Below are 26,848 nucleotides of genomic sequence, written 5' to 3'. Positions count from 1 at the left end.
TAATTAAAAAAGGTGTATATATCAGTTTATAAAATTGTTATATACACCTTTTTAATTTCCTTCTTCCTTATAGAAATTTCATGCTAATCTCAAATCCATATTGCTGTTGATTCCATAAAAAATTATTAAAAAAAAATTAAATAGGAGTCAATTCATTTTCTAAACAATATTTTTTCCTTAATTTAGTTATTATAAAAAATCTTTATACATCGTTAAAACGCCTATGTAACAAAAGCTACTTTTAATTTTTATAAACTATGAATGCGTTACTTGATAAAACCAAAGAACATTGTACACAATTACTTTTACAAAGTCGCTGCAATGAGCTTTCTTTTCATAACACTCAACATACAAAAGAAGTTTTTGCTGCCGTAAAAAAGATAGGCTTCTACTCTAATCTGAACAAGGAAGAGTTAGAGATAGTTCTTTTAGCTGCCTTATTTCATGATACGGGAAATATAGATTGTTTTAATGGTCACGAAGATGTTAGTGCTCACAAAGCTTCTGAGTATTTAACTCAAATTGGTTTTGATCCACAAAAAACAGAAAAGGTTGTGAAATGTATTTTAGCAACTAAAATGCCTCAAACCCCAACAAATATTTTAGAACAAGTTATTTGTGATGCAGATTTATCTCATTTAGGTAAAGAGAACTTTATTTCTAAAAATAAGCTACTTAGAGAAGAGTGGAGCGAACATTTAAAAATGTGTTTCAGCAATAAAGAATGGGTAAAACTTAATATCGATTTTTTAGAATGTCATAGATATTTCACGGCTTACGGTAAAAAAGAACTTCAGCCACAAAAAGAAAGAAATCTTAAAATTTTGAAACAACAGTTTGCTGAGATTTATTAAGAGTTAATACATCTTAATATATTACTAAAACCTTATATCAAAGCTTTATCAAAAATATAGATTGAATCTTTATTAATTCAAGGATTTAGTGATAAACGTATAAAAAGTGAGTAACATTACTATGCTTTAATTATGTGAACATTAAGTAACTGAATTTTAATTTTCTTTACTTGTAGCATGTTTTTAAGGTAGATCATCTTAGTATTTCTTTTACAAATAAGAATTGTTTGGCTTAAATTTTTATTCTTTTTTGAAAAGGAAATTCATCATTGTTGGTAAAAAAAATAGATTTACTTCTTAAAAATATTAATTTTGCAAACTTATAAAGACTAAGTTATGCTAATTATAGGGATTGCCGGAGGTACAGGTGGAGGAAAAACTACTGTAGTAAATACTATTGTTGACGAATTACAACACGAAGAAGTCGCAGTAATTTCTCAAGATTCTTACTACCAAGATACTAGTAATTTATCTTATGATGAACGCACTCAAATTAATTTTGACCATCCCCAATCTATAGATTTCGATTTATTAGTCAGTCATCTAAAAGAATTAAAAAAAGGAAACGCTATAGAGCAACCCGTTTATTCTTTCGTAGAACATAATCGCACAGGGAAAACACTTAAAACTTTACCTAAAAAGGTAATGATTGTAGAAGGCATTCTAATTCTCACCAATCCTAAATTAAGAAAAATGTGCGATATAAAAATATACGTACATGCCGACAGTGACGAACGGTTAATTAGACGTTTAAAAAGAGATATCAATGAACGAGGTAGAGATATCGATGAGGTACTCAATAGATACCAAACTACCTTAAAACCTATGCACCAACAGTTTATTGAACCTACCAAAGAATACGCAGATATTATCATTCCCTACAATCGCTACAATACCGTAGCTGTTGATATTGTCCAAACAATTATCAAGCAGCGTTTAGACTAATTTTGTATCTTCGCCCATATGGGTCTCAAAGCACTTTTAAATAATAAATGGTTTAAAATCATTAGCAATAAATATGTTCTTATTTTATTGCTTTTTGGTGTTTGGATGCTTTTTCTAGACAGTAATTCTTGGTTAGTACATAGAGAACTAAACCAAGAAATTAAAGAGTTAGAAGATAACAAAGCATTTTATAGAGCCGAAATTCAACACGATACCACTATTATAAACGGATTAAAAGATTCTTCTGCCTTAGAGAAATTTGCTCGGGAAGAATATTTTATGAAGAAAAAAAACGAAGAAATCTACATTATAGAATACGATAGTACTCCAAAAAAATAAGCCATGGCAAAACATTTAATGAACGATTTTAAAGCGGTTACCGCTAAAGAATGGAGACAAAAAATACAGGTAGACTTAAAAGGAGCCGATTATGAGAGTCTAATTACTCACACACTTGAAGGGATAGACATTAAACCTTTCTATCATCACGAGGATACCCCCAATAATATTTCGGTTGCTACCCCAAACCAATGGCATATAACCGAAAGATTAACGGTTAAAGATTTAGAAAGTACAATTGAAAAAATTAGCTATAGCTTAAGTAAGGGCACCGAAGCAATTTGGTTAATCATTGAAAGTGAATCTACCAATCTTGTTGCGCTTTTAAAAAGTATTGATATTGAAAAAACTCCTATCTATATAGAGTTTAATTTTCTTAAACCCAAATACATTATCGCTTTCGCGGAATTCTTAAAAGGAAAGAAGCACCAAATCCGTATAGGAATTGATATTATAGGAAATCTTGCTGCCACGGGCAATTGGCATCATTCTTTAAAAGATGATCACGAAGCTTTAGATTATATATTTAAACACATAGAAATCCCTGTTGAGTTAAGCATTAACACTAATATTTACCAAAACGCAGGAGCAAATACCATCCAACAATTAGCCTACGCCCTTTCCCACACCAATGAATATTTAAATCATAACAGTGAAGCTTTAAAAAACAAAAAAATTATTTTTAAAGTTGCCCTAGGATCTAATTACTTCTTTGAAATTGCTAAAATAAAGGCTTTACGGAATTTATACGCAACCTTAGCCGATGCTTATCAGTTACCTGAAAAGATAGAAATACTTGCATTCCCTACCAATCGCAACAAAACTATTTACGATTACAATGTAAATATGTTAAGAACAACAACCGAATGTATGAGTGCTATTTTGGGCGGAGCAGATTTTATTTGCAATAACGCTTACGATAAAATTTTCCATAAAGAGAATGAATTCGGAAGTAGAATAGCTCGCAACCAACTTCTTATTTTGAAAAATGAGAGTTACTTCGATAAAGTAAGTAATCCTGCATATGGAGCATACTACATAGAGAACCTTACCCAACAACTTTCAGAAAAAGCTTTAGAGCTTTTTAAAAGTATAGAAAAAGGAGGCGGATTTTTAGTTCAACTAAAAGAAGGAACCATTCAAAGAAAAATTAAAGAATCTGCACAAAAAGAGCAAGAAGATTTTAATGAAGGAAAAACCATTTTGGTGGGGACCAATAAGTACGAGAATGTTGAAGATAAAATGAAAAATGAATTAGAAATTTCTCCATTTTTAGAAAAGAAAGAACGAAAAACCCTCCTACCTCCTATTATTCAAAGGCGTTTAGCAGAGAGTTTAGAGCAGTCGAGATTAAAACAAGAGTAAAATTCTATAAATACGAAAGAGATGAGCCAAAGAAAAAACCTTCAAGATATAGAATTAAAAAGCAATTCTGTTAAAAAAACAGAGAGTAGCAGTTACAATACGGCAGAAAATATCAATATAAAATCCACTTATCAAAAGGAGGATTTAAAAGAAGTAGAACACCTTAATTTCGCCGCAGGAATTGCTCCATTTTTAAGAGGACCTTACTCTACCATGTACGTAAAACGTCCTTGGACAATTAGACAATATGCTGGATTTTCTACAGCCGAAGAAAGCAATGCCTTTTATAGAAGAAATTTAGCTGCAGGACAAAAAGGACTATCGGTCGCATTCGATTTGGCTACTCATAGGGGCTATGATAGTGATCACGATCGTGTGGTTGGAGATGTAGGAAAAGCTGGTGTAGCCATAGATTCAGTGGAAGACATGAAAGTTCTTTTCGACCAAATTCCACTCGATAAAATGTCGGTTTCTATGACCATGAATGGTGCTGTACTTCCTATTATGGCATTTTATATCGTCGCTGCGGAAGAGCAAGGCGTTTCTCCAGATAAATTGGCGGGAACCATTCAAAATGACATTCTTAAAGAGTTTATGGTGCGTAATACCTACATCTACCCACCTACACCTTCCATGAAAATTATTTCAGATATTTTTGAGTTTACTTCTCAAAATATGCCCAAATTTAATAGTATTAGTATTTCGGGTTATCATATGCAAGAGGCTGGAGCAACCTGTGATATTGAGTTAGCATATACCCTAGCAGACGGTCTAGAATACATCCGTAAAGGATTAGCAGCAGGAATGGATATTGACACCTTTGCTCCACGTTTATCCTTCTTTTGGGCTATTGGAATGAATCATTTTATGGAAATTGCCAAAATGCGTGCTGCGCGTATGCTATGGGCAAAATTGGTAAAACAATTTAATCCTAAAAACCCTAAATCATTAGCCTTAAGAACCCACTGTCAAACGAGTGGTTGGAGCTTAACGGAACAAGACCCTTTTAATAACGTAGCTCGTACTTGTATTGAAGCTTCGGCGGCAGCCTTTGGCGGAACTCAAAGTTTACACACCAACGCTCTAGATGAAGCTATTGCTTTGCCTACAGACTTTTCGGCAAGAATTGCCAGAAACACACAACTTTACTTACAGGATGAAACGCAGATTACTAAAACAGTAGATCCTTGGGCTGGAAGTTATTACGTAGAAAAGCTGACTCAAGATATTATGGATGAAGCTTGGAAACTTATTGAAGAAGTAGAAGAACTTGGCGGAATGACTAAAGCCATTGAAGCTGGTATTCCTAAACTACGTATAGAAGAAGCTGCAGCTAAAAAGCAAGCTAGGATAGATAGCGGACAAGATATAATTGTTGGTGTTAACCAATACCGCAGAGAAAAAGAAGATCCTATCGTTACTTTAGAGGTCGATAACCAAACGGTAAGAAAGCAACAAATAGAACGCTTAGAAGAGATTAAAAGCTCTCGAAATCAAGAAAAAGTAAACCAAGCCTTGCAAAATTTAACTCAAGCGGCTAAAACGGGTGAGGGTAATTTATTAGCTTTAGCAGTAGAAGCTGCCAGAGAAAGAGCAAGTATTGGAGAAATAAGCGATGCGCTCGAAAAAGAATTTGGTAGATATAAAGCACAAATTAAATCATTTAGCGGCGTGTATAGTAAAGAAATAAAAGACGATTCTTCCTTTAGTAAAGCTAAAGAATTAGCTAATAAGTTTGCAGATTTAGAAGGTCGCCGACCAAGAATCATGATTGCAAAAATGGGACAAGACGGTCACGACCGTGGAGCAAAAGTAGTCGCTACAGGTTATGCCGATGTTGGTTTTGACGTAGATATAGGTCCGTTATTCCAAACGCCTCAAGAAGCAGCGAAACAAGCAGTAGAAAATGATGTTCATGTACTTGGTGTTTCTTCTTTAGCAGCTGGACACAAAACTTTAGTTCCGCAAGTGATTGAAGAATTAAAAAAATTAGGCAGAGAAGATATTATGGTTATCGTAGGAGGCGTAATTCCTTCTGCAGATTATCAATTTTTATTCGATGCTGGTGCCGTTGCCGTTTTTGGCCCAGGAACTAAAATTAGTGATGCTGCCATACAAATATTAGAGATTTTAATAGATTCTGTGGCTTAACTCCTCTTCTTAGTTTAATAATTTTATAATGCTTTTTTATAAGAGAAATCATTAGCTTTACAAAAACAATGATTTAAAAATGGACTACACTAAGAAAATGTTACGTGATGACGCTTTACGCGGAAAAAATATTGTGGTAACCGGCGGCGGAAGCGGACTAGGAAAAGCCATGACTAAATACTTTTTAGAACTAGGTGCACAAGTTGCAATTACTTCTAGAAATCTAGAAAAATTACAACATACTACTAAAGAATTAGAAGACGAAACAGGCGGAAAATGTTTTGCAATTCAGTGTGATGTAAGACACTACAATCAAGTTGAAAATATGCGGGATGAAGCTATCGCTAAGATGGGAAGCGTTGATATTCTTCTTAATAATGCCGCAGGGAACTTTATCTCTCCTACCGAAAGACTTTCAGCGAATGCTTTTGATACTATTATAGATATCGTTTTAAAAGGAAGTAAAAACTGTACACTCGCTTTTGGTAAACATTGGATAGATCAAAAAGAAACAAACAAAACCGTTTTAAATATTGTAACTACTTACGCTTGGACAGGTTCTGCATACGTGGTTCCTTCCGCGACAGCGAAAGCAGGCGTATTAGCGATGACACGTTCATTAGCTGTAGAATGGGCCAAATATGGGATTAGATTTAATGCCATAGCGCCAGGACCATTTCCTACCAAAGGTGCTTGGGATAGATTATTACCAGGAGATCTAAAGGAAAAGTTTGACTTAGCGAAAAAGGTTCCGCTTAAGCGTGTAGGAGAACATCAAGAATTAGCAAATTTGGCTGCTTATTTAGTATCTGATTTTGCTTCCTATATGAACGGAGAAGTAATTACCATTGACGGAGGTGAATGGTTGAAAGGTGCGGGACAATTTAATTTGCTAGAAGAAATTCCTGAAGAAATGTGGGATCAATTAGAACAAATGATTAAAAATAAAGGTAAAAAATAATCAATCAACACTTGTTAACAAATTCCGTTTTAAAATGGAATAATAAATTGTATTTTTACTGTCTAAACGAATGGTGAGTTAATGGGTAAAATCATTGCAATTGCAAATCAAAAAGGAGGGGTTGGAAAAACTACGACCTCTGTTAATTTGGCGGCTTCTCTGGGAGTTCTCGAAAAAAAGGTTCTATTAATAGATGCAGATCCGCAGGCTAATGCTAGTTCTGGATTGGGGATTGATGTAGAAGAAATTGAAAAAGGAACCTATCAACTATTAGAACATACCATAAAAGCAGAGGAAGCAATTATTCCCACAGACTCTCCTAATTTAGATATTATCCCTGCACATATTGATTTGGTAGCGATAGAGATAGAGTTAGTAGATCAAGATCAACGAGAGTCCATGCTAAAAAAAGCAATTGTACACTTAAAAGAGTCTTACGATTATATTTTAATTGACTGTGCCCCCTCTCTTGGCTTATTAACTTTAAATGCCCTCACAGCTGCAGATTCGGTTATTATTCCAATTCAATGTGAATATTTTGCTTTAGAAGGTTTAGGAAAACTCCTTAACACTATTAAAAGTGTTCAAAAAATACACAATGATAAATTAGATATTGAAGGGCTTTTACTTACAATGTACGATTCTCGCCTAAGACTTTCTAATCAAGTGGTAGATGAAGTAAAAAAACACTTTGACGAGATGGTCTTCAAAAGCATCATTCAAAGAAATGTTCGTTTAAGCGAAGCTCCTAGTTATGGAGAAAGTATCATTAATTATGATGCAGGTAGTAGAGGCGCTAGCAATTACCTTAGCTTAGCGGAAGAAATTATTAAAAAAAATCTATAAGGATTTATGGCGAAAGCAACAAAAAAACAAGCCTTAGGAAGAGGCCTTTCTGCTTTACTGAAAGATCCCGAAAATGATATCAATTCTGCAAAAGATAAAAATGCAGATAAAGTCGTTGGCAGTATAGTAGAATTAGATATTGATGCAATTGAGGTCAATCCTTTTCAGCCGAGAACTAGTTTTAACGAAAGTGCCTTACAAGAACTTGCCACTTCTATTAAAGAGTTAGGCGTTATACAACCTATAACGGTTAGAAAAATTGATTTTAATAAATTTCAATTAGTCTCTGGTGAGCGCAGGTTTAGAGCTTCTAAATTGGTAGGTCTAAATACCATTCCTGCTTATATTAGAATTGCTAACGATCAAGAATCGTTAGAAATGGCATTGGTTGAAAATATTCAACGTCAAGATTTAGATCCTATAGAAATTGCACTCTCTTACCAGCGATTAATAGACGAAATTAGCCTTACTCAAGAACAACTGAGTGATCGTATTGGTAAAAATAGATCTACTATTGCTAATTATTTGCGTTTATTAAAACTAGATCCTATCATTCAAACAGGAATGAGAGATGGTTTCTTAAGTATGGGACATGGTCGAGCTTTAATAAATATTGATGATTTAGAACTTCAGTTAGAAGTATATGAAAAAGTCTTAGCAGACTCACTTTCAGTAAGAGATACTGAAAAATTAGTAAAAAGTGTGCAGTCTTCTGGTTCTCTTTCCTCAGAAAAAACTAAGAACACTCCTAAAGTCCCTAAAGAAATTAAGGAGTCTGTCAAAGATTTCTCTAGTTATTTTGGCGCTAAAGTAGATGTAAAAGTCAGTAAGAAAGGAAATGGTAAGGTGATTATTCCTTTTTCATCTCAAGAAGATTTTGAGCGGTTAACTAAACTCATCCATAGTGAAAAATAGCTGCTTTTATTTTTCTGTTTTTTTTCTGTTTTTAAGTTTTCAAATCTTTGCTCAAGAAGATTCTTTGCAACTTAAGACAAGTAAAGAAGTGGCTTTAAAGAAAAATCTAAAAGCCAAAGTAGAATATAATCCCTTAGCTCCAGCAAAAGCTGCATTTTATTCGGCTGTTTTACCTGGTTTAGGGCAAGCATACAATAAAAGATATTGGAAAATTCCTATTGTTTATGCAGGAATTGGAGCTGGAATTTATTTTTATTCGGTAAATGATCGTGAATACAACCGCTATAGAGATGCTTATAAAAGAAGACTCGCAGGCTATAGTGATGATGAGTTTCAAGGAGTTTTAGAAGACGCTACCTTAATTTCTGCTCAAGAAAAATTTAGAAGACAGAAAGAAATATCAATTCTAGTCACTGCCGCTATTTACATTCTTAATATTATTGATGCCAATGTAGATGCGCATTTAAGACAGTTTAACGTAGATGAAGATTTAAGTGTACAACCTAATCTAAATGTAGATGAACTCACCGGAAGAGCAAATTACGGTTTATCCTTAAATTTAAAATTTTAACTTATGAAAATTGCTCTATTAGGTTACGGAAGAATGGGGAAAACCATTGAAAAATTAGCCTTAGAAAGAAACCATACTATTGTATACAAAACTTCTTCTGGAATTAATAAAGAAGAACTTCAACAGGCAGATGTTGCGATAGATTTTAGTATTCCTACAGCAGCAATAGAAAATATAACTTCGGCATTTAAACTCCAAGTTCCCGTTATATCGGGTACTACAGGTTGGTTAGAAAATTATGACGAAGTGGTTAAAACTTGCAATCAACTTAACGGAACCTTTTTATACGCTTCCAATTTTAGCCTAGGAGTAAACTTGTTTTTCAATCTCAATGAACACCTTGCTAAATTGATGAAAAATCATGAGCAATATCAAGTAAGTTTAGAAGAAATTCATCATACACAAAAATTAGATGAACCTAGCGGAACTGCTATAAGTCTTGCTGAAGGTATTATCAACCACTCCTCTTTAACCGATTGGAAGCTGGTTGAGCAAGAAGATGAAAATGCAGGCAAATCAATTCCGGTAACGGCAAAACGCATAGAGAATGTTCCTGGTACGCACAGTATTAGCTACAAATCTGCCGTAGACGATATAGAAATTAAACATACAGCTCATTCTCGAGAAGGCTTTGCTCTTGGTGCAGTAATTGCAGCAGAATGGATTAATGGAAAAAAAGGAATGTATAGCATGAAAGATGTGCTACAACTAAATAATTTGTAACAAGTTTAGCTTGTTTACTACTTATAAAACAAAACAAAGATGACAATTGTACAGTGGTTTATATTTTTCTTGGCGATACAAGCCATTCATGGTTTAGGAACTTGGAAATTATATATAAAAGCAGGTAGGCAAGCGTGGGAAGCTTTTGTACCCGTTTACAATGCAGTAATTTTAATGAAAATTATTAATCGTCCTTGGTGGTGGACGATCTTACTCTTTGTACCTATAGTCAACCTTATAATGTTTCCGGTAGTATGGGTAGAAACGATTCGTAGTTTTGGTAAACACACTAAAGCTGATACTTGGTTAGCAATTTTAACTTTAGGTTTTTATGTCTATTACGTAAATTATGCCTTAGATGTTACTTATGTAGAGGATCGCAGTCTAAAACCTAGAACAGAGGTTGGTGAATGGGTAAGTTCTATTCTATTTGCTGTCGTTGCTGCAACCATCGTTCACACGTATTTTATACAACCTTTTACTATTCCTACTTCTTCTTTAGAAAAAACATTATTGGTAGGAGATTTCTTATTTGTAAGTAAGTTTCACTACGGTGCAAGAACACCCAAAACAACAGTTTCTTTTCCTATGGTACACGATACTATTCCCGTTGCCGGAATTAAATCTTACACCAATTGGCCACAGCTTCCTTATTTTAGATTACCAGGATTCGAGAGTATCGAAAGAAATGACATTGTAGTTTTTAACTGGCCAGTAGATACAGTACCTTATTTCCGTTACCGCGGAAAAGAAAGTTACACCAAGCCTATCGATAAAAAATCGAATTACGTTAAGAGAACTGTGGGTATTCCTGGAGATTCATTAAAAATCGTAGATGGTAAAATTCATATTAATAATCAACCTTTACAATTACCAGAAAGAGCTAAGCCTCAATATTCTTACGTAGTACAAGGAAAAGGAAAAGGGTTTTCCCTTCAAAATTTATATCAAACTTACGACATTACAGACCCTGTAGGTTGGTTCGATCAGACCAAAAAGCAATATTATTTCACTTCCTTATCGGAAGAAACTGTAGAGCGATTTAAAAATCATCCTAATGTAGCGTCGGTAGAAAGAATAATTGATTCGGTAGGAAAGCAAGATCGAGGAACTTTCCCGAATACAGGGAAAACGGGCTGGAATAAAGACAACTTCGGACCTATATATATCCCAGAAGCTGGAAAAACAGTAAGTATTACTAGAGAATCTCTTCCATTTTATAAGCGCATTATCGAAACTTATGAAGGAGAAGAAATGCACATAAATAATAAGGTTACTACTAAAGGAACTCAAGTTTTACTTAATGGAAGCCCTATAGATTCTTATACCTTCAAGCAAAATTACTACTTTATGATGGGAGACAACCGTCATAATAGTGAAGATAGCCGCTATTGGGGTTACGTTCCAGAAAATCACGTAGTAGGAAAGCCTGTATTGATATGGATGAGTTGGGATGGAAACGGACAAGGTTTTAGCAATAAAATTCGCTGGGATCGCCTATTTACTACCGTTGGTGGTGATGGAAAGCCAGTTTCATACTTTTTCCATTTCCTTATCTTGTTGGTGATTGTTTTCGGAATTAATTTCTTCTGGAAAAAGAAGAAAAATAAGGAATCATAGTTTTTTAAATTTATGAATACGTTAATCCTTCATCCCGCCTATTTCGGCTCTATTGAGCAATTTGTTTATTTCGCTAAAGCGGAAAAAATTTGCTTTGAAAATGAAGATAATTATCAAAAACAAAGCTACCGAAGTAGACAATACATCTATGGTGCTAATGGAAAACTTCTATTAAACATCCCCATCAAGCACTCTAAAGATAAGCGTCAAAAATATAAAGAGATAAAAATTGAAAACGATTTTAATTGGCAAACGATTCATTGGCGTTCTTTAGAAGCAGCCTATAGAACCTCTCCATTTTTTGAATTTTATGAAGATGAATTACAGCCTCTTTATGACAAAACCTATACCCACTTGCTCGATTTTAATTATGCTTGTTTAGAAGTATTGCTTTCTTGCCTTCAAATAGAAAAACCCATAGAAAAAACTGAGGTATTTTTAAAAGATTATAGCAACGAGGAAAATGTTATTGATGCTAGGAATTTGATAAATGCTAAAAATAGAGAAACGTTAAGTTTAGAAACCTATACACAGGTTTTTGATAGTAAAAAAGGTTTTATTCCAGATTTATCTATTTTAGATCTTTTGTTTAATGAAGGTCCAAATAGTTTAATGTATCTAGAAAATCAAAGCATTAAATAGGCAGAGATTACTTTAATTGTAACACACTCATTATAGGGTAGTGATCTGATAATTGTTGATCGTAATTGATCAATTTCTTCACTTTAATCTGTTTATCTGCTAAAATTACATCAATCCGTAAAGGGATAAAATCAAAGTCGAAGGTTTTCCCAAAACCACTTCCTGCGTTTTTAAAGGCATCGGTATAATTTTCAGAAAGTTTTTGATATACGTAAGAAAAAGCACTATTATTTAAATCGCCAGCGATGATGCTTTTATATGAAGTTTCATCAACCTTGGCTAACACCATTTCGGTTTGCTTTTGCTGTTTTCTAAAAGAGTTCCCTACCCTACCAATTAATTTTTCACTATTATTTTGAAGCTCCTTTACTTTTGGATTAATCTTCAAACTTTCTAAATGTAAATTAAAAATACGTATAGTGTCTTTATGAATAAGAACATCAACATAAATAGCATTATTTCCCGTCTTCGGAAAATCTAATGAACCTTTATTTACAATAGGATATTTAGAATAAATCGCTTGCCCAGATGTCGAATTTTCCCCTACTAACTTCACATAACTATGCGGGTAGGTTTTAAAGTTAACATCTTCTCTTTCATGAAATTCTTGCACCAAAAGAATATCTGGATCCTCTTTTTCCACGAAAGTGATGATTTCTTTAGTTACACTAAAGTCTTTAATCCAATCGTAACGATTAAACTGACGAACATTGTAGGTCATCAAGCTAAAAGTCTTATCGTCGTTGGTATCCGCTTTAAGCTGATCGTTAGAGAATTTGTATAAAGAAAGTATATGGTTAATCCCTATAAGTAAGATAAAAAAAGAAAGAAGTACTTGGCGTTTAAACCGAATAGCCCAAAAAAGGAAAAAGATAAAATTAATAATCAACAAAAGAGGCATTCCCAAACTTAAAACCGATAAAAACGGAAATGTGTTGGGAGGAATATAAGGCAATAGATAAGCTAATAAAAGAGCTGTTGCAAACAATGAGTTTACAATGAAAATAAGTTTATCTATAAGGTTTAAGCCTTTCATAGGCAATTAATCTTTCCCCGCTTTAAAAAGATAATCTTTTTCTGCTTTAGTTAAACTATCGTAACCGTTTTTACTTATCTTATCTAAAATAGAATCCACTTTCTTTTGCTTTTCTTCTTGATTTGAAAACGAAGAAGCGGCCTTTTTATTTTTTACCGATGAAGTATTTCTATATACATTTTTAAAAGGTTTCTTCTTAGAAGGTTGAAACCAGCCTACTACCATATCGGTAATTTTTTGAGACCAAGCACCAATATCGTTTCCTTTAGATAACTGTGTAGTATACATATATCCCAAAAAAGCACCTCCCAAATGAGCAATATGGCCTCCGGCATTTCCAAAAGGAATTTGTATAAAATCTACCACCACTAAGAAAGCAGCAATCCACCATAATTTTATATTTCCTATAAACATCATTCTCACTTGCATATGAGGAGCTTGAGTTGCTACTCCTACCAGGATCGCAGTTACTGCTGCCGATGCTCCTACTAAAGGGACGTTTCCTACTCCCGCAAAAGCAGGAAATAAATTATAGCTTAAAGCAAATAACAATGCTCCACTAATAGCACCTAAGAAGTAATAATTCAATAATCGCTTCGGGGAGAAAAAAGTAAGAAATAACCTTCCCGAAAAATAGAGAATCATCATATTAAAAAACAAATGCAATAAACCACCGTGTAAAAAAGCATACGTAATGATACTCCACGGTTTATAAAGTAAAGCCTGTAAATGGGTTGGAAAACTAAACCATTCAAAAATAAAATTAATTTTAGTTTTAAATAGAAACCCTAAAGTTTGTAAAAAAAACTGAACGATAAAAACAACTACATTAACAGCAATGAGTTTTTCTAAAACTCCAGCCATATTGTAACGGTAACGTAATTGATCTTGCCAACGCATTAATTCCAGCGATTTGAGTTAAAACTATTTTTTTTCCAATACCACATAGTGATAAAGCCGATAATTGCCCCTCCTATGTGAGCCCAATATGCGGTATTAGAAGGACCTAATAAAGTGGTTCCTGTGACAGCAGAATATACATTTATAGCAAAATAACCACCAATCAAATATTTTGCTTTAATTGGAATAGGTACAAACATTAAATATAAAGGTAAATTTGGGTAAACCACCGCAAAAGCAGCTAAAACACCAAAAATAGCTCCAGAGGCTCCAACCATTGGAGTCATATAAGTAGATATTAATTGTTGAGTTGCTTCACGCGGAATAGAAGCATACACTTTTCCCGTTGTACTATATTGAGAAAGCATGTCATAGACCTCTTGCGAAGACAAACCAGCGTCTAAATAGGTTTGCATTGCAGAGTTAAAACTCCAATAGCTAAATAAAATTTGTAAACCTGCAGCTCCCAATCCTGCAGAAAAATAAAGGAATAAAAAACGCTGTTGCCCTAACGTTTGCTCTAAGACACTTCCAAACATATACAAAGCAAACATATTAAATAGAATATGGGAAAAACCACCATGCATAAACATGTGTGTTACTATTTGCCAAAGTTGAAAATTCTCATTTTCAGGAAACCACAATGCTAATAATTGATAAGCATAGTCACCTAGAAACTGACTCCCTACAAAAAATAGAATATTAGCAATTAATAAAACTTTTACGGTTTCGGTTATATTTCCCATTTACATGAATTTTTTCTCGATGTCTTCCGCTTGTAGCGTTATAAAAATCTTTTTATTAGACGGAGTTAATTGTGGTTCTTTACAAGCAAATAAACCATTTACGATCGCAATTTGCTCTACGGTATCTAAATGTGTTCCTGCTTTTATCGCCATGCTTTTCGCCAATGATTTTGCGAGTAAATCGGTTTGTAGGAATCCACTTTCAGGAATTTCATTTTCAAAATCAGAAAGTAATTGATCTAATAAAATAGAAACTTCACTCTCTGGAATTAACGTTGGGATTCCTGTAATCTCAATTTCTTCTTCTTCCATTTTTGAAAAAATGAACCCAGTTTGCTCTAATGATTCCCTTAAATACTGAAGCATTTGGGTTTCTTGCGCGTTAAGTTGTAAGGATAATGGAAATAATAATTGCTGACTTACAGCTGCTTTTACGGTAATACTTTTCAATAAATCTTCATACAAGATTCTACAATGCGCCCTATGCTGATCAATAAGTATCATTCCGTTTTTAAACGGACTTATAATATATTTTTTTTGTAATTGAAATGTAGTGGATGAAGTTGCTACAGCTGAAGAATCAAAAAGTTGACCCGTCACCACATCACTTTCAAACTCTACTTTAGAAAAATCTTTTTCATCATTTTGATCGTTCAAACCAGTATATAAAGCCTCCCAACTTTCTTGCGGAGCGCTTTGTCTTCTAGATTGGAATCCAACTGAAGAACCAGAAGAAGTCCTCGTACTTACCTCTTTAAACGGATTAAAATCTCTATCTACCTCCACTTTAGGGGTTTCAGCTTGTTTTTGTTGAAATTCATAAGGAGTATCTAGATTAGAATCTCTATTAAAATCTAATACTGGAGCTACACTAAATTGTCCTAAACTATGCTTAATTGCACTTCTTAAGATAGCGTATAAAGCATGTTCATCATCAAATTTAATTTCGGTTTTAGTAGGATGAATATTGATGTCTATACTCTTAGGATCTACTTGTAAGTATAAAAAATAAGAAGGATGTGCTTTATCTTTGAGTAAACCTTCAAAAGCAGCGGTTACCGCATGGTTTAAATAAGGTGATTTAATATAACGATCGTTTACAAAGAAAAACTGTTCTCCACGAGTTCGCTTGGCAAATTCGGGTTTACCCACAAAACCAGTCACTTTCACCATCTCAGTATCTTCCTCTACGGGCACTAACTTTTCATTGGTTTTACTACCAAAAATATTTACAATTCGCTGCCGCGGATTACTTACCGGTAGCTGGAACATCTCGCTTCCATTATGGTGCATACTAAAAGCAATCGAAGGATGCGCCAAAGCCACTCGCTGAAATTCATCTATAATATGGCGTGTTTCAACAGAGGTAGACTTTAAAAAATTTCTCCTTGCTGGAATATTGTAAAATAAATTTTTAACGTGGATAACCGTTCCTTTAGGAGTAACACAAGCCTCTTGAGACTCTACTTCACTACCTTTTATTTGAATATGAGTACCTACCTCTTCCTCTTCTTGCTTAGTTTTTAAATCTACTTGAGCAATCGCCGCAATAGAAGCTAATGCTTCCCCTCTAAACCCTTTAGTTTGGAGCTGAAATAAATCTTCTGCCAATTTAATTTTAGAAGTGGCGTGGCGTTCAAAAGAAAGACGAGCATCGGTAAGACTCATTCCTTTACCATTATCGGCAACTTGAATAAGCGTTTTACCAGCATTTTTTATGAGTAGTTGTATGCTTGTAGAACCAGCATCAATGGCATTTTCGAGCAACTCTTTAACCACAGAAGCTGGACGCTGTACGACTTCTCCTGCAGCAATTTGGTTGGCCACATGATCTGGTAAAAGTTGAATAATATCTGTCATGAATTAGCTAAAGAAAATAGAAAGATCAAAATCAATAATAAATAAAAAAATAAACACTAAAATAAGTATAATCCAAAGCACACGTCTATTGGTTTGTTTATCAGATTCATCTCTAAATTCAGACCAAGCCGATTTAAACCGATAAACTAAACCTCCGGCATCTCCCGCAGTTTTACGGAATTTATCAAATTTATGTTCTAATTGATATGGACTACCTTTCCCTTCGTCATTGTAATAACGAGGGCTATAGCTAAATTTCTTGTTCTTACGTCGCTTTAAAATTCCCATGATTTCCTATTGCTTCAAAGTTATGGAAAATCAAAAACAATGCCGAGAAAGCCTGGTTAAATTTTAAAGAAAAGAAGTTTTAAAAAATTAACCTTTATAGAATTTGGCGTCTTTTCTAAGTTGAGCCATTTTAATTGCTGCTACAGCTGCTTCGGCTCCTTTATTACCGTGTTTACCACCAGAACGATCTATAGATTGTTGCTTGGTATTATCGGTTAACACACAAAAGATTACAGGAATATCAGACTGGATATTTAAATCTTTAATTCCTTGAGTTACACCATCGCAAACAAAATCAAAATGTTTAGTTTCACCTTGTATGACATTCCCTACTGCAATTATGGCATCTAACATTTCAAAAGACTCTTGCATCTTTTTACAACCATAAATTAACTCAAAGCTACCAGGGACATTCCAGCGAACGATGTTCTCTTTTAAGACCTCATTCTCTATAAAAACATTAAAAGCGCCTTGAAACAATCCTTCAGTAATATCACTATTCCATTCTGAAACAACAATCCCAAACCGAAAATCTTTCGCGTTTGGGATAGTGTCTTTATTATATTCAGATAAGTTTTTTCCTGCTGTTGCCATAGATTACTGTAAACCTTGTGCTTGTCCTAAATAAACTGGTACATTTTCAGCTTCTGGAGAATCGCTATACTCTTCTTCAATTTTAGATAAGTGCTTTTCTGCATCAGCTCCCTTTTTCAGTTGAATAGCAGTGATTGCTGCTTTCATTAAAAACTTAGGAGTCGTGAATTTATTTTTTCTCATAGAAGCCGCTTTTTCATAGTAACCTAAAGCTTCTTCTGGTTGATTTAATTGCATGAAAGCATCACCAATTGCTCCTTTAGCTAATGGAGCTAAAATTTCATCATCGCTTTTAAAATCTTCTAATTGATCTATAGCCTCTTTATATTTACCAATGTTTAAATAAGCTACACCTGCATAATAATGAGCAAGGTTTCCAGAAGAAGTTCCTCCGTAATTATCAATTACCTTTAAAAGTCCGTATTTTCCATTTCCTCCATTTAACGCTAGATTAAATAAAGAATCTTGATCTTTATTAGTAGCATCTAAAGCATTTTCAAAATAGATTTGAGACTGTGCAATTTCATCTGCAGCTTCAAATTCTTTTGGTTGCTCTACAAATCTAGAGTAACCTAGGTAAGCTAATGCAGCTACCACTACTACTCCTATTGCAATAAGAATAGGTTTTTGGTTGCCTGCAACCCACTCTTCTGTTTTGTTAGCACCTTCATCTAAGTTATTGAAAACTTCTGCGGTTGTAGATTCTTCTTCGTTGAAGTTGTCTTCTACCTCATCGTTCTTTTTAGTTGCTTTAGGCTTGTAACCCCTTTTCTTATATGTTGCCATAAAAATTAGTTAATGAACCGCAAAATTAAAATTTTTATTCATATATAAAAGAGAATTATTTGTTATTTTAAAGAAGTTGTTAGGCATTGTATTTGTATTTTTAGCCTTTCTAAAATCAATTTAAAAGAAGACTGTAAAACATTTATGATTTTAAAAAAATTATCTCTCCTCCATTACAAGAATTTCGAAAACACTACTTTCAGTTTTAATGAAAAGATCAATTGCTTTGTAGGATTTAACGGAGTGGGAAAAACAAATGTGTTAGATAGTATTTATCACTTAGCGTATGGAAAAAGCTATTTTAACCCTGTAACCAGTCAAAATATTAATCATAAAGCTGACTTTTTTGTCATCGATGGAGAGTTTGAAAAAAGTGAAAGAGATGAAAAAATAGTGGTCAGCGCTAAGAAAGGACAAAAAAAGGTCATTAAAAGAAACGCAAAAGCCTATGAAAAATTTAGCGATCATATAGGTTTAATCCCTGTTGTAATTATTTCTCCTGCAGATAGAGACTTAATTATGGAAGGGAGTGACGTAAGACGTAAATTTATTGATGGCATCATTTCTCAAAGTGACAAGCAATATTTAACCACTCTAATTAATTATAACAAAGTTCTTTCTCAACGTAACTCTTTACTTAAATACTTTGCGGCAAATCGAGTTTTTGAAAAGGAAACCTTAGAAATATACAACCTTCAATTATTACCCTTGGCGGAAAGTATTCATCAAAAAAGAAAAGCTTTCTTAGAAATTTTCACTCCAATTTTTGAAGAACGCTATGCAACGATTAGTGACGGCAAAGAAAAAGTAAAACTTAAATATAAAAGCCAGCTGACAGATACTTCCTTAACGGAATTATTTCAAGAACACCTTCAAAAAGACCTTAAACTACAATACAGTAGCGCAGGTACCCATAAAGACGATTTAAGTTTAAAGATTAAAGGTTATCCTGTAAAAAAATTCGGTTCTCAAGGGCAACAAAAATCATATTTAATCGCTTTAAAATTAGCTCAGTATGATTTTCTAAAACAAGAAAGCAAAGTAAATCCTATCTTGTTATTAGATGATGTTTTTGATAAGCTAGATGAAGAGCGTGTAGCGCAGATTATTAAACTAGTAACTCAAGACGATCTAGGTCAGCTTTTTATAAGCGATACGCATGCCGACAGGACAGAAAATGTGGTAAAAACCCACGCAAAAGAATATCAAATGATTCATTTATCTTAATTATGAGAAACCTATTTTTAATATTATCGATTAGTTTTTTACTTATCTCTTGCAACTCCACACCAGACCTTTCTCAAATTGATCAACTTAACGGTTACTGGGAAATAAGCAAAGTAAAAGAGAAGAATGGTAATGAAAAGAAATTTAGCTTTAATGAAAATGTAGATTATTTCTATCTAGAAAATCTAAAAGGCTTTCGACAAAAAATGCAGCCTCAATTTGATGGTAGTTATAAAACCAATGGAGCAAAAGAAAAAGTTTCCGTAAAGGAAGAGAATGACAGTATTTTTATTTATTATGAGACTTCACAAGATCAATGGAAAGAATATTTAATTCGGTTAACCGAAGAAGAACTAGTCGTGAAAAACGAAAGCGGAATTACCTACACCTATAAAAATTTTAAAGGATATATTACTGATGGCGAGAAATAATGAAGAGCAAAATATAAGTGACGTACTTAAAGCATTTGTCAAAAAGAACAAATTAGAAAAAGGCTTAAATAAAGTAAATGTTAAGGATGTTTGGAATGCCCAAATGGGACCTGCCATAGCGAAATACACTACTCAAATAGAGCTAAAAGGCAAAACGCTTTTCGTAGCATTAAGCTCTTCTGTTTTAAGGGAAGAATTAAGCTACGGAAAATCTAAAATCATAAAAATGATGAATGAAGAATTAGGTGAAGAGCTGGTTGATAAATTGGTATTGAGGTAAGAATGTAGAAAACAAAAAAAAGGCTGTCTAAATTAGACAGCCTTTTTCATATCTCGTAAATAATGTTTAGAACATTTCTCTACCTGCAAAATGAAAAGCTCCTTCAATAGCAGCATTTTCATTGCTATCACTTCCGTGAACTGCATTTTCTCCTATAGAAGTTGCATATTTTTTTCTAATGGTACCTTCAGCAGCTTCCTCTGGGTTAGTTGCTCCAATTAAAGTTCTAAAGTCTTCAACAGCGTTCTCTTTTTCTAAGATTGCCGCAACAATAGGTCCGCGTGTCATAAATTCAACTAATTCTCCAAAAAATGGACGCTCATTGTGAACAGCATAAAATTGTTCAGCATCAGCTTTAGTCATTTGCGTTAATTTTAACGCTACGATTCTAAAACCAGAAGAGTTGATTTGTTCTAATATTGCTCCAATGTGGCCATTTTCTACCGCATCAGGCTTAATCATAGTGAAAGTTCTATTTTCTGCCATGTTATTTTTTTTAATTTTGGTGCAAAAATACCTTTTTATATGTGATATACAAGTCTTAACCCTATTTTAAACATTCTTGTAATAATTTCCGCTTGACGGAAAAGAAAACACCGCAAGCTGAGTTAGCTTAAATTTATAGGTCAATTCCCTTCAAAATCCAAAGAAATTGTATATTTACCCCTATGGAAAATGAAAAAGTAGCCGAATTAAAAGCACTCCTCTCCCAACCTAAAAAGACGGTTATCATACCTCATAGAAATCCTGACGGCGATGCTATTGGTTCTACACTGGCTTTACAGCAATATTTAAAACAAGAAGGTCATGATGCTACAGTTGTAGCTCCCAACGATTTTCCCGATTTTTTAAAATGGATGCCAGGAGTAAATGAAATGGTTTTATTTACTGAAGATAATGAAAAGGCCAAGCAGCTTATCGCAAATGCCGATCTTATTTTCACCTTAGACTTTAATCATTTTTCTAGAACTGGAAATGATATGCAGGAGGTTTTAGATAAAACCGATACTACTTATGTAATGATAGATCATCATCAAGCACCTGCAGACTACGCTAAATTCACCTATAGTGATACTAGCATTTCTTCGACCTGCCAAATGGTATATCATTTTTTAGAAATGCTAGACGATACTCACAAGGTAACTAAAGAAATCGCTACTTGTTTGTATGTTGGGATAATGACCGATACTGGTTCTTTTAGATTTGCATCTACCACAAGTACTACCCATAGAGTAATCGCTAATTTAATAGATAAAGGCGCCGATAACTCTAGAATTCATCAAAAGGTTTACGATACCAATTCTACTAACAGAATACAGTTATTGGGTGTAGCTCTTAGTAACATGAAGGTATTACCAGAGTTAAAAACTGCCTACATAACAATCTCACAAGAAGAGCTAGACACTCATCAATTTAAAAAAGGAGATACTGAAGGTTTTGTAAATTACAGTTTATCTATAAAAGGTATTATTTTTGCCGCTATATTTATTGAAAATAAGCAGGATCGTATTGTTAAAATCTCATTACGTTCTAAAGGAGACTTTGATGTAAATCAGTTCGCAAGAGAACATTTTGAAGGAGGAGGACATATTAATGCTGCTGGAGGAAAAAGCGATTTATCTTTAAATGAAACTACAACTTCTTTTGAGCGTATTTTAAATAACTATAAAAATGAATTGGAACATGGGGAAGAATAATTTGTATGTTTTTTTAGTACTGCTTTGTGCGTTTGCTTGCAAAACACCCGAAGCCAGAAAACCTGTCGCTTCAAAATCGGGATCTTTTATACAAGAATCCGTCAAGCGGAATAAAAAACTAGTCGCTCAAGAAGAAAAAATAATATCGGACATTATAAAGACCGATACTACTAATAATTACATCTCTTCATCTAATGGTTTTTGGTACTATTATCAAGATCAAAATATTGAAGACACCCTCACTCCGCACTTTGGAGATCTTGTAGAATTTGAATATAATATTTCTACGCTCGAAGGAAATCCTATTTACACCAAACAAGAAATAGGAAAGAGAGAATATGTAATTGATAAAGAAAATGTATTTAACGGCTTACGCCAAGGCTTAAAATTGATGAAAGTAGGAGAAACAGTTACTTTTCTTTTCCCTTCGCACAAAGCTTTTGGTTATTATGGCGATCTAGATAAAATTGGAAGAAACGTACCTATACGCTCAACCATCACATTAAATTCAATTACTTTAGAAAAAAATCAATACAAACCTTAAATAAAAATGAAAAAACAAACTTTACTACTCCTATTAATTACAAGCCTTAGTTTGTTCGCTTGCAACGACAAATATCCAGATTTGGAAGACGGTATGTACGCAGAATTTGTAACAAACCAAGGAACTTTTGTAGCCGAATTGTATTATGACAAAACTCCGCTAACGGTAGCTAACTTTGTAGCTCTAGCTGAAGGAAAACAAGATATGGCCGATACTACTTACAAAGGTAAAAAGTATTACAACGGTTTAACGTTTCACCGTATCATTAGCGGATTTATGATTCAAGGTGGTGATCCTGATGGAACTGGAGCTGGAGGACCTGGTTACAAGTTTCCAGATGAATTTGACGAAAGCTTAAAACACGAAAGCAAAGGAATACTTTCTATGGCTAATGCGGGACCTGGAACTAACGGAAGCCAGTTTTTCATTACCCTTGCCCCTACAAAACATTTAGATAATAGACATACTGTTTTTGGTAAAATAGTTGTAGGACAAGACATTGTTGATTCTATAGGACAAGTTAAAACACAAGCTGGAGATAAACCCGTAGATCCTGTTGTAATGAATGAAGTAAACATTGTTAGAAAAGGTAGTGATGCTCAATCTTTCGATGCTCCAAAAGTATTTGATGCACAATTAAAAGAAGCTGAAAAAGCTGAAAAAATTGCTCAAGAAAAAGCTGAAGCGGAAAAAGCAAAAGCTAAAGAAGTAATTGATAACGAAATCAACGACATGTCTGAAGGTTACACTAAAACTGAAAGTGGATTGCGTTATAAAATTATTAAAAGCAAAAAATCTGGTGCTACTCCAGAACGTGGACAAACAGTAAGAGTACACTATACAGGTATGCTAACAGATGGTACTAAATTTGATTCTTCTTATGATAGAGATCAACCTTTAGTATTTCCTGTAGGCGTAGGAAAAGTTATTCCAGGTTGGGACGAAGGAATTCGTTTATTAAAAGTTGGTGAAAAAGCAAAGCTTATCATCCCTCCTTACTTAGGATATGGAGAAAGAGGAAATGGTCCTATTCCTCCAAATTCTATTTTACTTTTTGATGTAGAATTAGTAGGGATTGGCGCTGAATAATCTCTAATTAGAATATAAAAAAAAGCCTCATTTAAAAATGAGGCTTTTCCTTTTTCATAGCAATTTGGTTTTACCATTTTTCGATCTCGTCGCGCAATGCTTCTTTTGTCTTTCCGGTTTTTTCTTGTAATCTACCTAACATTTCATCAAACTTCCCTTCAGAGTAAGTAGCATCATCGTCGGTTACTTTACCGTACTTCTGCTTAAAATCTCCTTTTACTTGGTTCCATTTTCCTTCTAATTCTTGATTGTTCATAACTTAAGTTTTTTCGTGGTTTATAATACTATAAATTTAAAGCTTAATCAATTCAGTTTGTCCCAACAAACTCCTATCATTATCTTAACAGTATGTTATTTAACAATTCTAAAGGAAAATTAGCTTACATTTTCTTTTTTACCACCCTCTTTCTTCTAACCAGTTGTGCCTCTTTACCACCAAGTAAAACTCCTTCCCTAAAGCTTCAACTTTTAGATGAGTATATTATACCTGCAGATTCTCAATTAGAAAATACCGTCATAGGAGGTCTATCTGGCATTCAACAAAATAATAATGCGTATTATTTAATTAGCGACGATCCTAAAACTCCCAGAATTTACAAAACACATTTATTTACTTCTGTTAAGCAAATCGATAGTCTTAGTTTTAATGAGGTGATTCTATTAGATAAAAATAACCCTCTACTTAGTAAAACATTTTTAGACACAGAAGATTTGATTATCCATCCCACAAATAATGAGTTTATAATCGTTAGCGAAGGAAGCATTGATAATAAGAAAAATCCTTCTATTATTAAGTTTAACGAAAAAGGAAAGTTTGTAAGTAAATATAAAATATCGTCTCACTTTACAGTTAATAGTACTTCACGACCAAGAAATAATGGAGTTTTTGAAGCAATTACCGTGAGTACAGATAAAAAAGGGTTTTGGGTAGCTAATGAACTTCCTTTAAAAGCCGATGGTCCTAAGCCTAAACTTTACCAAACAAAATCTCCAGTACGATTTACTTATTATGATTTTGAAAATACAAAACCTCAACAACAATTTTCTTATCCACTAGGAAGAATAAAAAAAATACCTAATATTCCTTTTTCTCTTAATGGTTTAACCAGCATAATGGCATTAGCAAAAAATAGGTTTTTGGTATTAGAAAGAGCTTTTTCTGCTGGTAAAGGAAAAAAGTCTCATCGTGTGGTCATTTATGAATATGTGTTACTTCATAATACTAACACTTTAGAAAAAGAATCGCTTAGAAAACTACGAAAGCAACACGTAGAAAAGAATCTAGTTTTAGATTTAGATGATATTAGAGATCAACTCCCTAGTAAAAGTATTGACAATTTAGAAGGTTTTTGTTACGGTCCTACTTTAGAAAACGGAAATAAAACTTTACTTTTAATCGCAGATAATAACTTTAATAGTTTTATGCCACAACTCAATCAGCTTTTGTGGTTCGAGATTATAAAAAAATAGCGTTATGAAATATTCATTTATTCTTTTACTTACTCTCTTTTTTGCTTGTAAAGAGCAAAAACCTTCTTCAACTAAAGAAGCTAATATCGCTTCCGCGGAAGCAAAAGAAAGTGCTACTCAAACCATATACTATTTTATAAGACACGCAGAAAAAGACCGATCTACAGACTCTAAAGACCCTTCACTTACCGAAAAAGGACAGCAAAGAGCCGAAAATTGGGCTAAAGTATTAAAGGATAAAAAAATTGATTTAGTGTACAGTAGCGATTTTAAGCGTACGATACAAACTGCTACTCCTACGGCAAATCTATTCTCGCAAGAGGTTAAATTATATCCTGTAGAAAAATTGAATGATATTAGTTTTCAAAAAGAAACTCAAGGAAAGACGGTTTTAGTAGTAGGCCACAGCGATACAACTCCAAAATTCGTCAACCTTATTTTAGGTGAAACAAAGTATAAAGATATTGATGACAATAACAATAGTAACCTTTATAAAGTCGTAGTTTCAAAAAACGGAAAGAAAAAAAGTAAGTTAACTCAGCACCCGCTTTAATTACACTTTTCTTTTCCTAATACCACTTGAATATCTTCGTTAATGATCTCTGACACTTTTTTAAGATGATCATTTTCATAAGCCTCATCTAAATCTATCACATTTAGATTAGCTTCTTTGGGAGCATAGTTTTCATAATCTACAAAGCGAATTCCGTTGATGATTCTAGGATTAATTGCTTTTCTAAAACGCATTCCTCCTCCATTAACTTCAAAAGAATAAGCTAGATAATCTATGGTATTTTTTTCTTGGTTAACCCAATACATATAGACATCATCATGGTCGTCTCCTCCTCCTTCTTCAGTAAACTGTACTTTTATTTTATGATATGCAGTTTGATTGATTTTTACTGTATCTAAATAAGTTTTTTTAACAGCAGGGTCATTTAAACCAAAGGGAAGTTGAGCAAAATAATGAACTGAGTTTACAGCATTACTATATCTATTCGATAAAGAATCTGGCAGATTTTGTTTTTTTCGATTCACGAATCTTTCAAAACCCATATTAGAAACTACATCTTTTATCGTGTCGCCAGCTTTACTAATTTGATTCCTTTGAAGTTCGTACATTCCACAATTACGAACACTTACGTATTCTTTTCCGCGAAAGCGAAATTCTATAGCCGAAGTCTCATACTTTTCTCCTCCTGCTTGCTCTATTACTTTGTTCAAAACGCTTTGAGCTTTAGATACACTTTCTGTTGTAAGTTCTTTTTTCTCTATTTTTTCTTCAACAGAAGATTCTTTAGTTTCATTTTTACAAGCTACTAATACAATAAATAGAATGAAAATATATGCGTATTTCATGAGGTTTTCAATTTTATTGCAAATATACACAACTTCATTATAGGGGTAATTTTAAGTCGTTAAAATTGTAACAATTTTAATTTTATGAGGTCTTTAAGTTAATAGCGTATGTTTATTTAAAAAAAGCTTCCTATTTTAGCGATTGCTATGAGTAAAAACAACATCAATATAAAAAATAGGAAAGCTAAGTTTCAATACGAAATTCTCGATAAGTTTACTGCCGGGATTAAATTAGCGGGTACCGAAATTAAGTCTATAAGAGCTGGTAAAGCAGGAATTGCCGAAAGCTTTTGTGAATTTCATAACGGGGAGTTATTTGTGATTAATATGCATGTAGAAGAATATTCTCACGCCACACATTTTAACCACGCTCCTAAAAGTGAACGCAAATTACTACTTAATAAGAATGAATTACGAAAGCTAGAAAAGCAAGTGACCTCAACAGGTTTAACTATTATTCCACTTCGTCTATTTATTAACGATAGAGGTTTTGCAAAACTATCTATTGCACTTTGTAAGGGTAAGAAAACGCACGACAAACGAGAAACGATTAAGGACAGAGAAAGTAAACGACGCTTAGACCGAATTAAAAAAGAGTATAACTAAACA

At 33.5% G+C, this 26,848-nt stretch carries 31 protein-coding genes; 21 read left to right on the top strand and 10 right to left on the bottom strand.

What is annotated here, in order from left to right:
- Positions 1 to 257: 257 nt before the first annotated feature.
- The 12 genes from LX95_RS08850 (at position 258) to LX95_RS08795 (ending at position 11,932) form a co-directional block, all read left to right on the top strand.
- Complete coding sequence (locus tag LX95_RS08850) at positions 258 to 854, top strand: HD domain-containing protein (RefSeq protein ID WP_111541078.1); 597 nt, start codon at positions 258 to 260, stop codon at positions 852 to 854.
- A gap of 336 nt (positions 855 to 1,190) precedes the next feature.
- Positions 1,191 to 1,799, top strand: coding sequence for a uridine kinase (udk, locus tag LX95_RS08845; protein ID WP_111541077.1), 609 nt, complete (start codon positions 1,191 to 1,193; stop codon positions 1,797 to 1,799).
- Between the two features lie 18 nt (positions 1,800 to 1,817).
- A complete protein-coding gene (locus LX95_RS08840) occupies positions 1,818 to 2,138 on the top strand; it encodes an FtsB family cell division protein (protein ID WP_111541076.1) in 321 nt (106 codons plus the stop codon).
- Between the two features lie 3 nt (positions 2,139 to 2,141).
- Entirely contained in the window at positions 2,142 to 3,503 is a 1,362-nt protein-coding gene (locus LX95_RS08835) for a methylmalonyl-CoA mutase subunit beta (protein ID WP_111541075.1), read from the top strand.
- 21 nt (positions 3,504 to 3,524) lie between these two features.
- The gene (gene scpA, locus LX95_RS08830) at positions 3,525 to 5,654 is read left to right on the top strand and encodes a methylmalonyl-CoA mutase (RefSeq protein WP_111541074.1); all 2,130 of its coding nucleotides are present in this window, start codon (positions 3,525 to 3,527) and stop codon (positions 5,652 to 5,654) included.
- Positions 5,655 to 5,733: 79 nt separating this feature from the next.
- Entirely contained in the window at positions 5,734 to 6,615 is an 882-nt protein-coding gene (locus tag LX95_RS08825; RefSeq protein WP_111541073.1) for an SDR family oxidoreductase, read from the top strand.
- 81 nt (positions 6,616 to 6,696) lie between these two features.
- The gene (locus LX95_RS08820) at positions 6,697 to 7,461 is read left to right on the top strand and encodes a ParA family protein (protein WP_111541072.1); all 765 of its coding nucleotides are present in this window, start codon (positions 6,697 to 6,699) and stop codon (positions 7,459 to 7,461) included.
- A gap of 6 nt (positions 7,462 to 7,467) precedes the next feature.
- A complete protein-coding gene (locus LX95_RS08815) occupies positions 7,468 to 8,376 on the top strand; it encodes a ParB/RepB/Spo0J family partition protein (RefSeq protein WP_111541071.1) in 909 nt (302 codons plus the stop codon).
- A complete protein-coding gene (locus tag LX95_RS08810; protein ID WP_111541070.1) occupies positions 8,366 to 8,947 on the top strand; it encodes a DUF5683 domain-containing protein in 582 nt (193 codons plus the stop codon). Before LX95_RS08815 ends, LX95_RS08810 begins: the two co-directional genes overlap by 11 nt.
- 3 nt (positions 8,948 to 8,950) lie before the next feature.
- A complete protein-coding gene (dapB, locus tag LX95_RS08805) occupies positions 8,951 to 9,670 on the top strand; it encodes a 4-hydroxy-tetrahydrodipicolinate reductase (protein WP_111541069.1) in 720 nt (239 codons plus the stop codon).
- Between the two features lie 39 nt (positions 9,671 to 9,709).
- A complete protein-coding gene (lepB, locus tag LX95_RS08800) occupies positions 9,710 to 11,290 on the top strand; it encodes a signal peptidase I (RefSeq protein WP_111541068.1) in 1,581 nt (526 codons plus the stop codon).
- A gap of 12 nt (positions 11,291 to 11,302) precedes the next feature.
- Positions 11,303 to 11,932, top strand: a complete 630-nt coding sequence (locus LX95_RS08795; RefSeq protein WP_111541067.1) for a WbqC family protein — start codon at positions 11,303 to 11,305, stop codon at positions 11,930 to 11,932.
- A 7-nt stretch (positions 11,933 to 11,939) separates the two neighbouring features.
- Here the strand turns inward: LX95_RS08795 and LX95_RS08790 are convergent, their stop codons facing one another.
- The 7 genes from LX95_RS08790 to LX95_RS08760 form a co-directional block, all read right to left on the bottom strand.
- Positions 11,940 to 12,968 carry an endonuclease/exonuclease/phosphatase family protein gene (locus LX95_RS08790; protein WP_111541167.1) on the bottom strand — a complete coding sequence of 343 codons (1,029 nt, stop codon included), beginning with the start codon at positions 12,966 to 12,968 and terminating at the stop codon, positions 11,940 to 11,942.
- A gap of 6 nt (positions 12,969 to 12,974) precedes the next feature.
- Positions 12,975 to 13,868 (bottom strand): rhomboid family intramembrane serine protease, encoded by an 894-nt coding sequence (locus LX95_RS08785; RefSeq protein WP_111541066.1) that lies wholly within the window; start codon positions 13,866 to 13,868, stop codon positions 12,975 to 12,977.
- Entirely contained in the window at positions 13,868 to 14,614 is a 747-nt protein-coding gene (locus tag LX95_RS08780) for a rhomboid family intramembrane serine protease (protein ID WP_111541065.1), read from the bottom strand. Before LX95_RS08780 ends, LX95_RS08785 begins: the two co-directional genes overlap by 1 nt.
- A complete protein-coding gene (mutL, locus tag LX95_RS08775; protein WP_111541064.1) occupies positions 14,615 to 16,474 on the bottom strand; it encodes a DNA mismatch repair endonuclease MutL in 1,860 nt (619 codons plus the stop codon).
- Between the two features lie 3 nt (positions 16,475 to 16,477).
- Positions 16,478 to 16,762, bottom strand: a complete 285-nt coding sequence (locus LX95_RS08770; RefSeq protein ID WP_111541063.1) for a riboflavin synthase subunit beta — start codon at positions 16,760 to 16,762, stop codon at positions 16,478 to 16,480.
- A gap of 87 nt (positions 16,763 to 16,849) precedes the next feature.
- On the bottom strand, positions 16,850 to 17,356 hold the full coding sequence (ribH, locus tag LX95_RS08765; RefSeq protein WP_111541062.1) for a 6,7-dimethyl-8-ribityllumazine synthase: 507 nt from the start codon (positions 17,354 to 17,356) through the stop codon (positions 16,850 to 16,852).
- Positions 17,357 to 17,359: 3 nt separating this feature from the next.
- Positions 17,360 to 18,142 carry a tetratricopeptide repeat protein gene (locus LX95_RS08760; protein WP_111541061.1) on the bottom strand — a complete coding sequence of 261 codons (783 nt, stop codon included), beginning with the start codon at positions 18,140 to 18,142 and terminating at the stop codon, positions 17,360 to 17,362.
- A gap of 144 nt (positions 18,143 to 18,286) precedes the next feature.
- Here LX95_RS08760 and recF point away from each other — a divergent pair, with 144 nt between their 5' ends.
- Genes recF through LX95_RS08745 form a run of 3 tightly spaced genes read left to right on the top strand, consistent with a single transcriptional unit; the run spans position 18,287 to position 20,080 of the window.
- Positions 18,287 to 19,369 (top strand): DNA replication/repair protein RecF, encoded by a 1,083-nt coding sequence (gene recF / locus LX95_RS08755; RefSeq protein ID WP_111541060.1) that lies wholly within the window; start codon positions 18,287 to 18,289, stop codon positions 19,367 to 19,369.
- Between the two features lie 2 nt (positions 19,370 to 19,371).
- Positions 19,372 to 19,800 (top strand): hypothetical protein, encoded by a 429-nt coding sequence (locus LX95_RS08750; RefSeq protein ID WP_111541059.1) that lies wholly within the window; start codon positions 19,372 to 19,374, stop codon positions 19,798 to 19,800.
- Positions 19,784 to 20,080: a DUF721 domain-containing protein gene (locus LX95_RS08745; RefSeq protein ID WP_111541058.1), complete on the top strand. Its 297-nt coding sequence runs from the start codon at positions 19,784 to 19,786 to the stop codon at positions 20,078 to 20,080. Before LX95_RS08750 ends, LX95_RS08745 begins: the two co-directional genes overlap by 17 nt.
- Positions 20,081 to 20,146: 66 nt before the next feature.
- On the opposite strand, the gene LX95_RS08740 is transcribed toward LX95_RS08745, so the two are convergent.
- Positions 20,147 to 20,566 carry a nucleoside-diphosphate kinase gene (locus LX95_RS08740; protein WP_111541057.1) on the bottom strand — a complete coding sequence of 140 codons (420 nt, stop codon included), beginning with the start codon at positions 20,564 to 20,566 and terminating at the stop codon, positions 20,147 to 20,149.
- 182 nt (positions 20,567 to 20,748) lie between these two features.
- Between LX95_RS08740 and LX95_RS08735 the strand changes: the two genes are divergently transcribed.
- From LX95_RS08735 to LX95_RS08725, 3 genes are read left to right on the top strand one after another with little or no spacing between them, the layout of a single operon-like run.
- Positions 20,749 to 21,777, top strand: a complete 1,029-nt coding sequence (locus tag LX95_RS08735) for a DHH family phosphoesterase (RefSeq protein WP_111541056.1) — start codon at positions 20,749 to 20,751, stop codon at positions 21,775 to 21,777.
- Positions 21,752 to 22,321 carry a gliding motility-associated peptidyl-prolyl isomerase GldI gene (gldI, locus tag LX95_RS08730; protein ID WP_245924746.1) on the top strand — a complete coding sequence of 190 codons (570 nt, stop codon included), beginning with the start codon at positions 21,752 to 21,754 and terminating at the stop codon, positions 22,319 to 22,321. Before LX95_RS08735 ends, gldI begins: the two co-directional genes overlap by 26 nt.
- Before the next feature lie 6 nt (positions 22,322 to 22,327).
- Complete coding sequence (locus LX95_RS08725) at positions 22,328 to 23,410, top strand: peptidylprolyl isomerase (protein WP_111541054.1); 1,083 nt, start codon at positions 22,328 to 22,330, stop codon at positions 23,408 to 23,410.
- Between the two features lie 70 nt (positions 23,411 to 23,480).
- Here LX95_RS08725 and LX95_RS08720 read toward each other — a convergent pair whose 3' ends face one another.
- A complete protein-coding gene (locus LX95_RS08720) occupies positions 23,481 to 23,666 on the bottom strand; it encodes a CsbD family protein (RefSeq protein ID WP_111541053.1) in 186 nt (61 codons plus the stop codon).
- Positions 23,667 to 23,758: 92 nt separating this feature from the next.
- Here LX95_RS08720 and LX95_RS08715 point away from each other — a divergent pair, with 92 nt between their 5' ends.
- Positions 23,759 to 24,880 carry an esterase-like activity of phytase family protein gene (locus tag LX95_RS08715; protein WP_111541052.1) on the top strand — a complete coding sequence of 374 codons (1,122 nt, stop codon included), beginning with the start codon at positions 23,759 to 23,761 and terminating at the stop codon, positions 24,878 to 24,880.
- Between the two features lie 4 nt (positions 24,881 to 24,884).
- Positions 24,885 to 25,433 carry a phosphoglycerate mutase family protein gene (locus tag LX95_RS08710; protein ID WP_111541051.1) on the top strand — a complete coding sequence of 183 codons (549 nt, stop codon included), beginning with the start codon at positions 24,885 to 24,887 and terminating at the stop codon, positions 25,431 to 25,433.
- Here the strand turns inward: LX95_RS08710 and LX95_RS08705 are convergent.
- Positions 25,430 to 26,239 carry a DUF6503 family protein gene (locus tag LX95_RS08705; RefSeq protein ID WP_245924745.1) on the bottom strand — a complete coding sequence of 270 codons (810 nt, stop codon included), beginning with the start codon at positions 26,237 to 26,239 and terminating at the stop codon, positions 25,430 to 25,432. The genes LX95_RS08710 and LX95_RS08705 overlap by 4 nt on opposite strands.
- 147 nt (positions 26,240 to 26,386) lie before the next feature.
- Here LX95_RS08705 and smpB point away from each other — a divergent pair, with 147 nt between their 5' ends.
- Positions 26,387 to 26,845 carry an SsrA-binding protein SmpB gene (smpB, locus tag LX95_RS08700; protein WP_111541050.1) on the top strand — a complete coding sequence of 153 codons (459 nt, stop codon included), beginning with the start codon at positions 26,387 to 26,389 and terminating at the stop codon, positions 26,843 to 26,845.
- The last annotated feature ends 3 nt before the right edge of the window (positions 26,846 to 26,848 follow it).

This window comes from Mesonia algae (assembly GCF_003253545.1).
GTDB classification, from domain to species: Bacteria; Bacteroidota; Bacteroidia; order Flavobacteriales; family Flavobacteriaceae; genus Mesonia; species Mesonia algae.
The sequence above is the reverse complement of the archived record's forward strand: the minus strand, read 5'-3'. Positions and strand labels throughout refer to the sequence as shown.

What these genes read in the sequence shown, in the direction of transcription:
- LX95_RS08850 (WP_111541078.1), top strand. Translation starts at nt 258, where the DNA reads ATGAATGCGTTACTTGATAAAACCAAAGAACATTGTACACAATTACTT.
- udk (WP_111541077.1), top strand. Translation starts at nt 1,191, where the DNA reads ATGCTAATTATAGGGATTGCCGGAGGTACAGGTGGAGGAAAAACTACT.
- LX95_RS08840 (WP_111541076.1), top strand. Translation starts at nt 1,818, where the DNA reads ATGGGTCTCAAAGCACTTTTAAATAATAAATGGTTTAAAATCATTAGC.
- LX95_RS08835 (WP_111541075.1), top strand. Translation starts at nt 2,142, where the DNA reads ATGGCAAAACATTTAATGAACGATTTTAAAGCGGTTACCGCTAAAGAA.
- scpA (WP_111541074.1), top strand. Translation starts at nt 3,525, where the DNA reads ATGAGCCAAAGAAAAAACCTTCAAGATATAGAATTAAAAAGCAATTCT.
- LX95_RS08825 (WP_111541073.1), top strand. Translation starts at nt 5,734, where the DNA reads ATGGACTACACTAAGAAAATGTTACGTGATGACGCTTTACGCGGAAAA.
- LX95_RS08820 (WP_111541072.1), top strand. Translation starts at nt 6,697, where the DNA reads ATGGGTAAAATCATTGCAATTGCAAATCAAAAAGGAGGGGTTGGAAAA.
- LX95_RS08815 (WP_111541071.1), top strand. Translation starts at nt 7,468, where the DNA reads ATGGCGAAAGCAACAAAAAAACAAGCCTTAGGAAGAGGCCTTTCTGCT.
- dapB (WP_111541069.1), top strand. Translation starts at nt 8,951, where the DNA reads ATGAAAATTGCTCTATTAGGTTACGGAAGAATGGGGAAAACCATTGAA.
- lepB (WP_111541068.1), top strand. Translation starts at nt 9,710, where the DNA reads ATGACAATTGTACAGTGGTTTATATTTTTCTTGGCGATACAAGCCATT.
- LX95_RS08795 (WP_111541067.1), top strand. Translation starts at nt 11,303, where the DNA reads ATGAATACGTTAATCCTTCATCCCGCCTATTTCGGCTCTATTGAGCAA.
- LX95_RS08790 (WP_111541167.1), bottom strand. Translation starts at nt 12,968, where the DNA reads ATGAAAGGCTTAAACCTTATAGATAAACTTATTTTCATTGTAAACTCA.
- LX95_RS08785 (WP_111541066.1), bottom strand. Translation starts at nt 13,868, where the DNA reads ATGCGTTGGCAAGATCAATTACGTTACCGTTACAATATGGCTGGAGTT.
- LX95_RS08780 (WP_111541065.1), bottom strand. Translation starts at nt 14,614, where the DNA reads ATGGGAAATATAACCGAAACCGTAAAAGTTTTATTAATTGCTAATATT.
- mutL (WP_111541064.1), bottom strand. Translation starts at nt 16,474, where the DNA reads ATGACAGATATTATTCAACTTTTACCAGATCATGTGGCCAACCAAATT.
- LX95_RS08770 (WP_111541063.1), bottom strand. Translation starts at nt 16,762, where the DNA reads ATGGGAATTTTAAAGCGACGTAAGAACAAGAAATTTAGCTATAGCCCT.
- ribH (WP_111541062.1), bottom strand. Translation starts at nt 17,356, where the DNA reads ATGGCAACAGCAGGAAAAAACTTATCTGAATATAATAAAGACACTATC.
- LX95_RS08760 (WP_111541061.1), bottom strand. Translation starts at nt 18,142, where the DNA reads ATGGCAACATATAAGAAAAGGGGTTACAAGCCTAAAGCAACTAAAAAG.
- recF (WP_111541060.1), top strand. Translation starts at nt 18,287, where the DNA reads ATGATTTTAAAAAAATTATCTCTCCTCCATTACAAGAATTTCGAAAAC.
- LX95_RS08750 (WP_111541059.1), top strand. Translation starts at nt 19,372, where the DNA reads ATGAGAAACCTATTTTTAATATTATCGATTAGTTTTTTACTTATCTCT.
- LX95_RS08740 (WP_111541057.1), bottom strand. Translation starts at nt 20,566, where the DNA reads ATGGCAGAAAATAGAACTTTCACTATGATTAAGCCTGATGCGGTAGAA.
- LX95_RS08735 (WP_111541056.1), top strand. Translation starts at nt 20,749, where the DNA reads ATGGAAAATGAAAAAGTAGCCGAATTAAAAGCACTCCTCTCCCAACCT.
- gldI (WP_245924746.1), top strand. Translation starts at nt 21,752, where the DNA reads ATGAATTGGAACATGGGGAAGAATAATTTGTATGTTTTTTTAGTACTG.
- LX95_RS08725 (WP_111541054.1), top strand. Translation starts at nt 22,328, where the DNA reads ATGAAAAAACAAACTTTACTACTCCTATTAATTACAAGCCTTAGTTTG.
- LX95_RS08720 (WP_111541053.1), bottom strand. Translation starts at nt 23,666, where the DNA reads ATGAACAATCAAGAATTAGAAGGAAAATGGAACCAAGTAAAAGGAGAT.
- LX95_RS08715 (WP_111541052.1), top strand. Translation starts at nt 23,759, where the DNA reads ATGTTATTTAACAATTCTAAAGGAAAATTAGCTTACATTTTCTTTTTT.
- LX95_RS08710 (WP_111541051.1), top strand. Translation starts at nt 24,885, where the DNA reads ATGAAATATTCATTTATTCTTTTACTTACTCTCTTTTTTGCTTGTAAA.
- LX95_RS08705 (WP_245924745.1), bottom strand. Translation starts at nt 26,239, where the DNA reads ATGAAATACGCATATATTTTCATTCTATTTATTGTATTAGTAGCTTGT.
- smpB (WP_111541050.1), top strand. Translation starts at nt 26,387, where the DNA reads ATGAGTAAAAACAACATCAATATAAAAAATAGGAAAGCTAAGTTTCAA.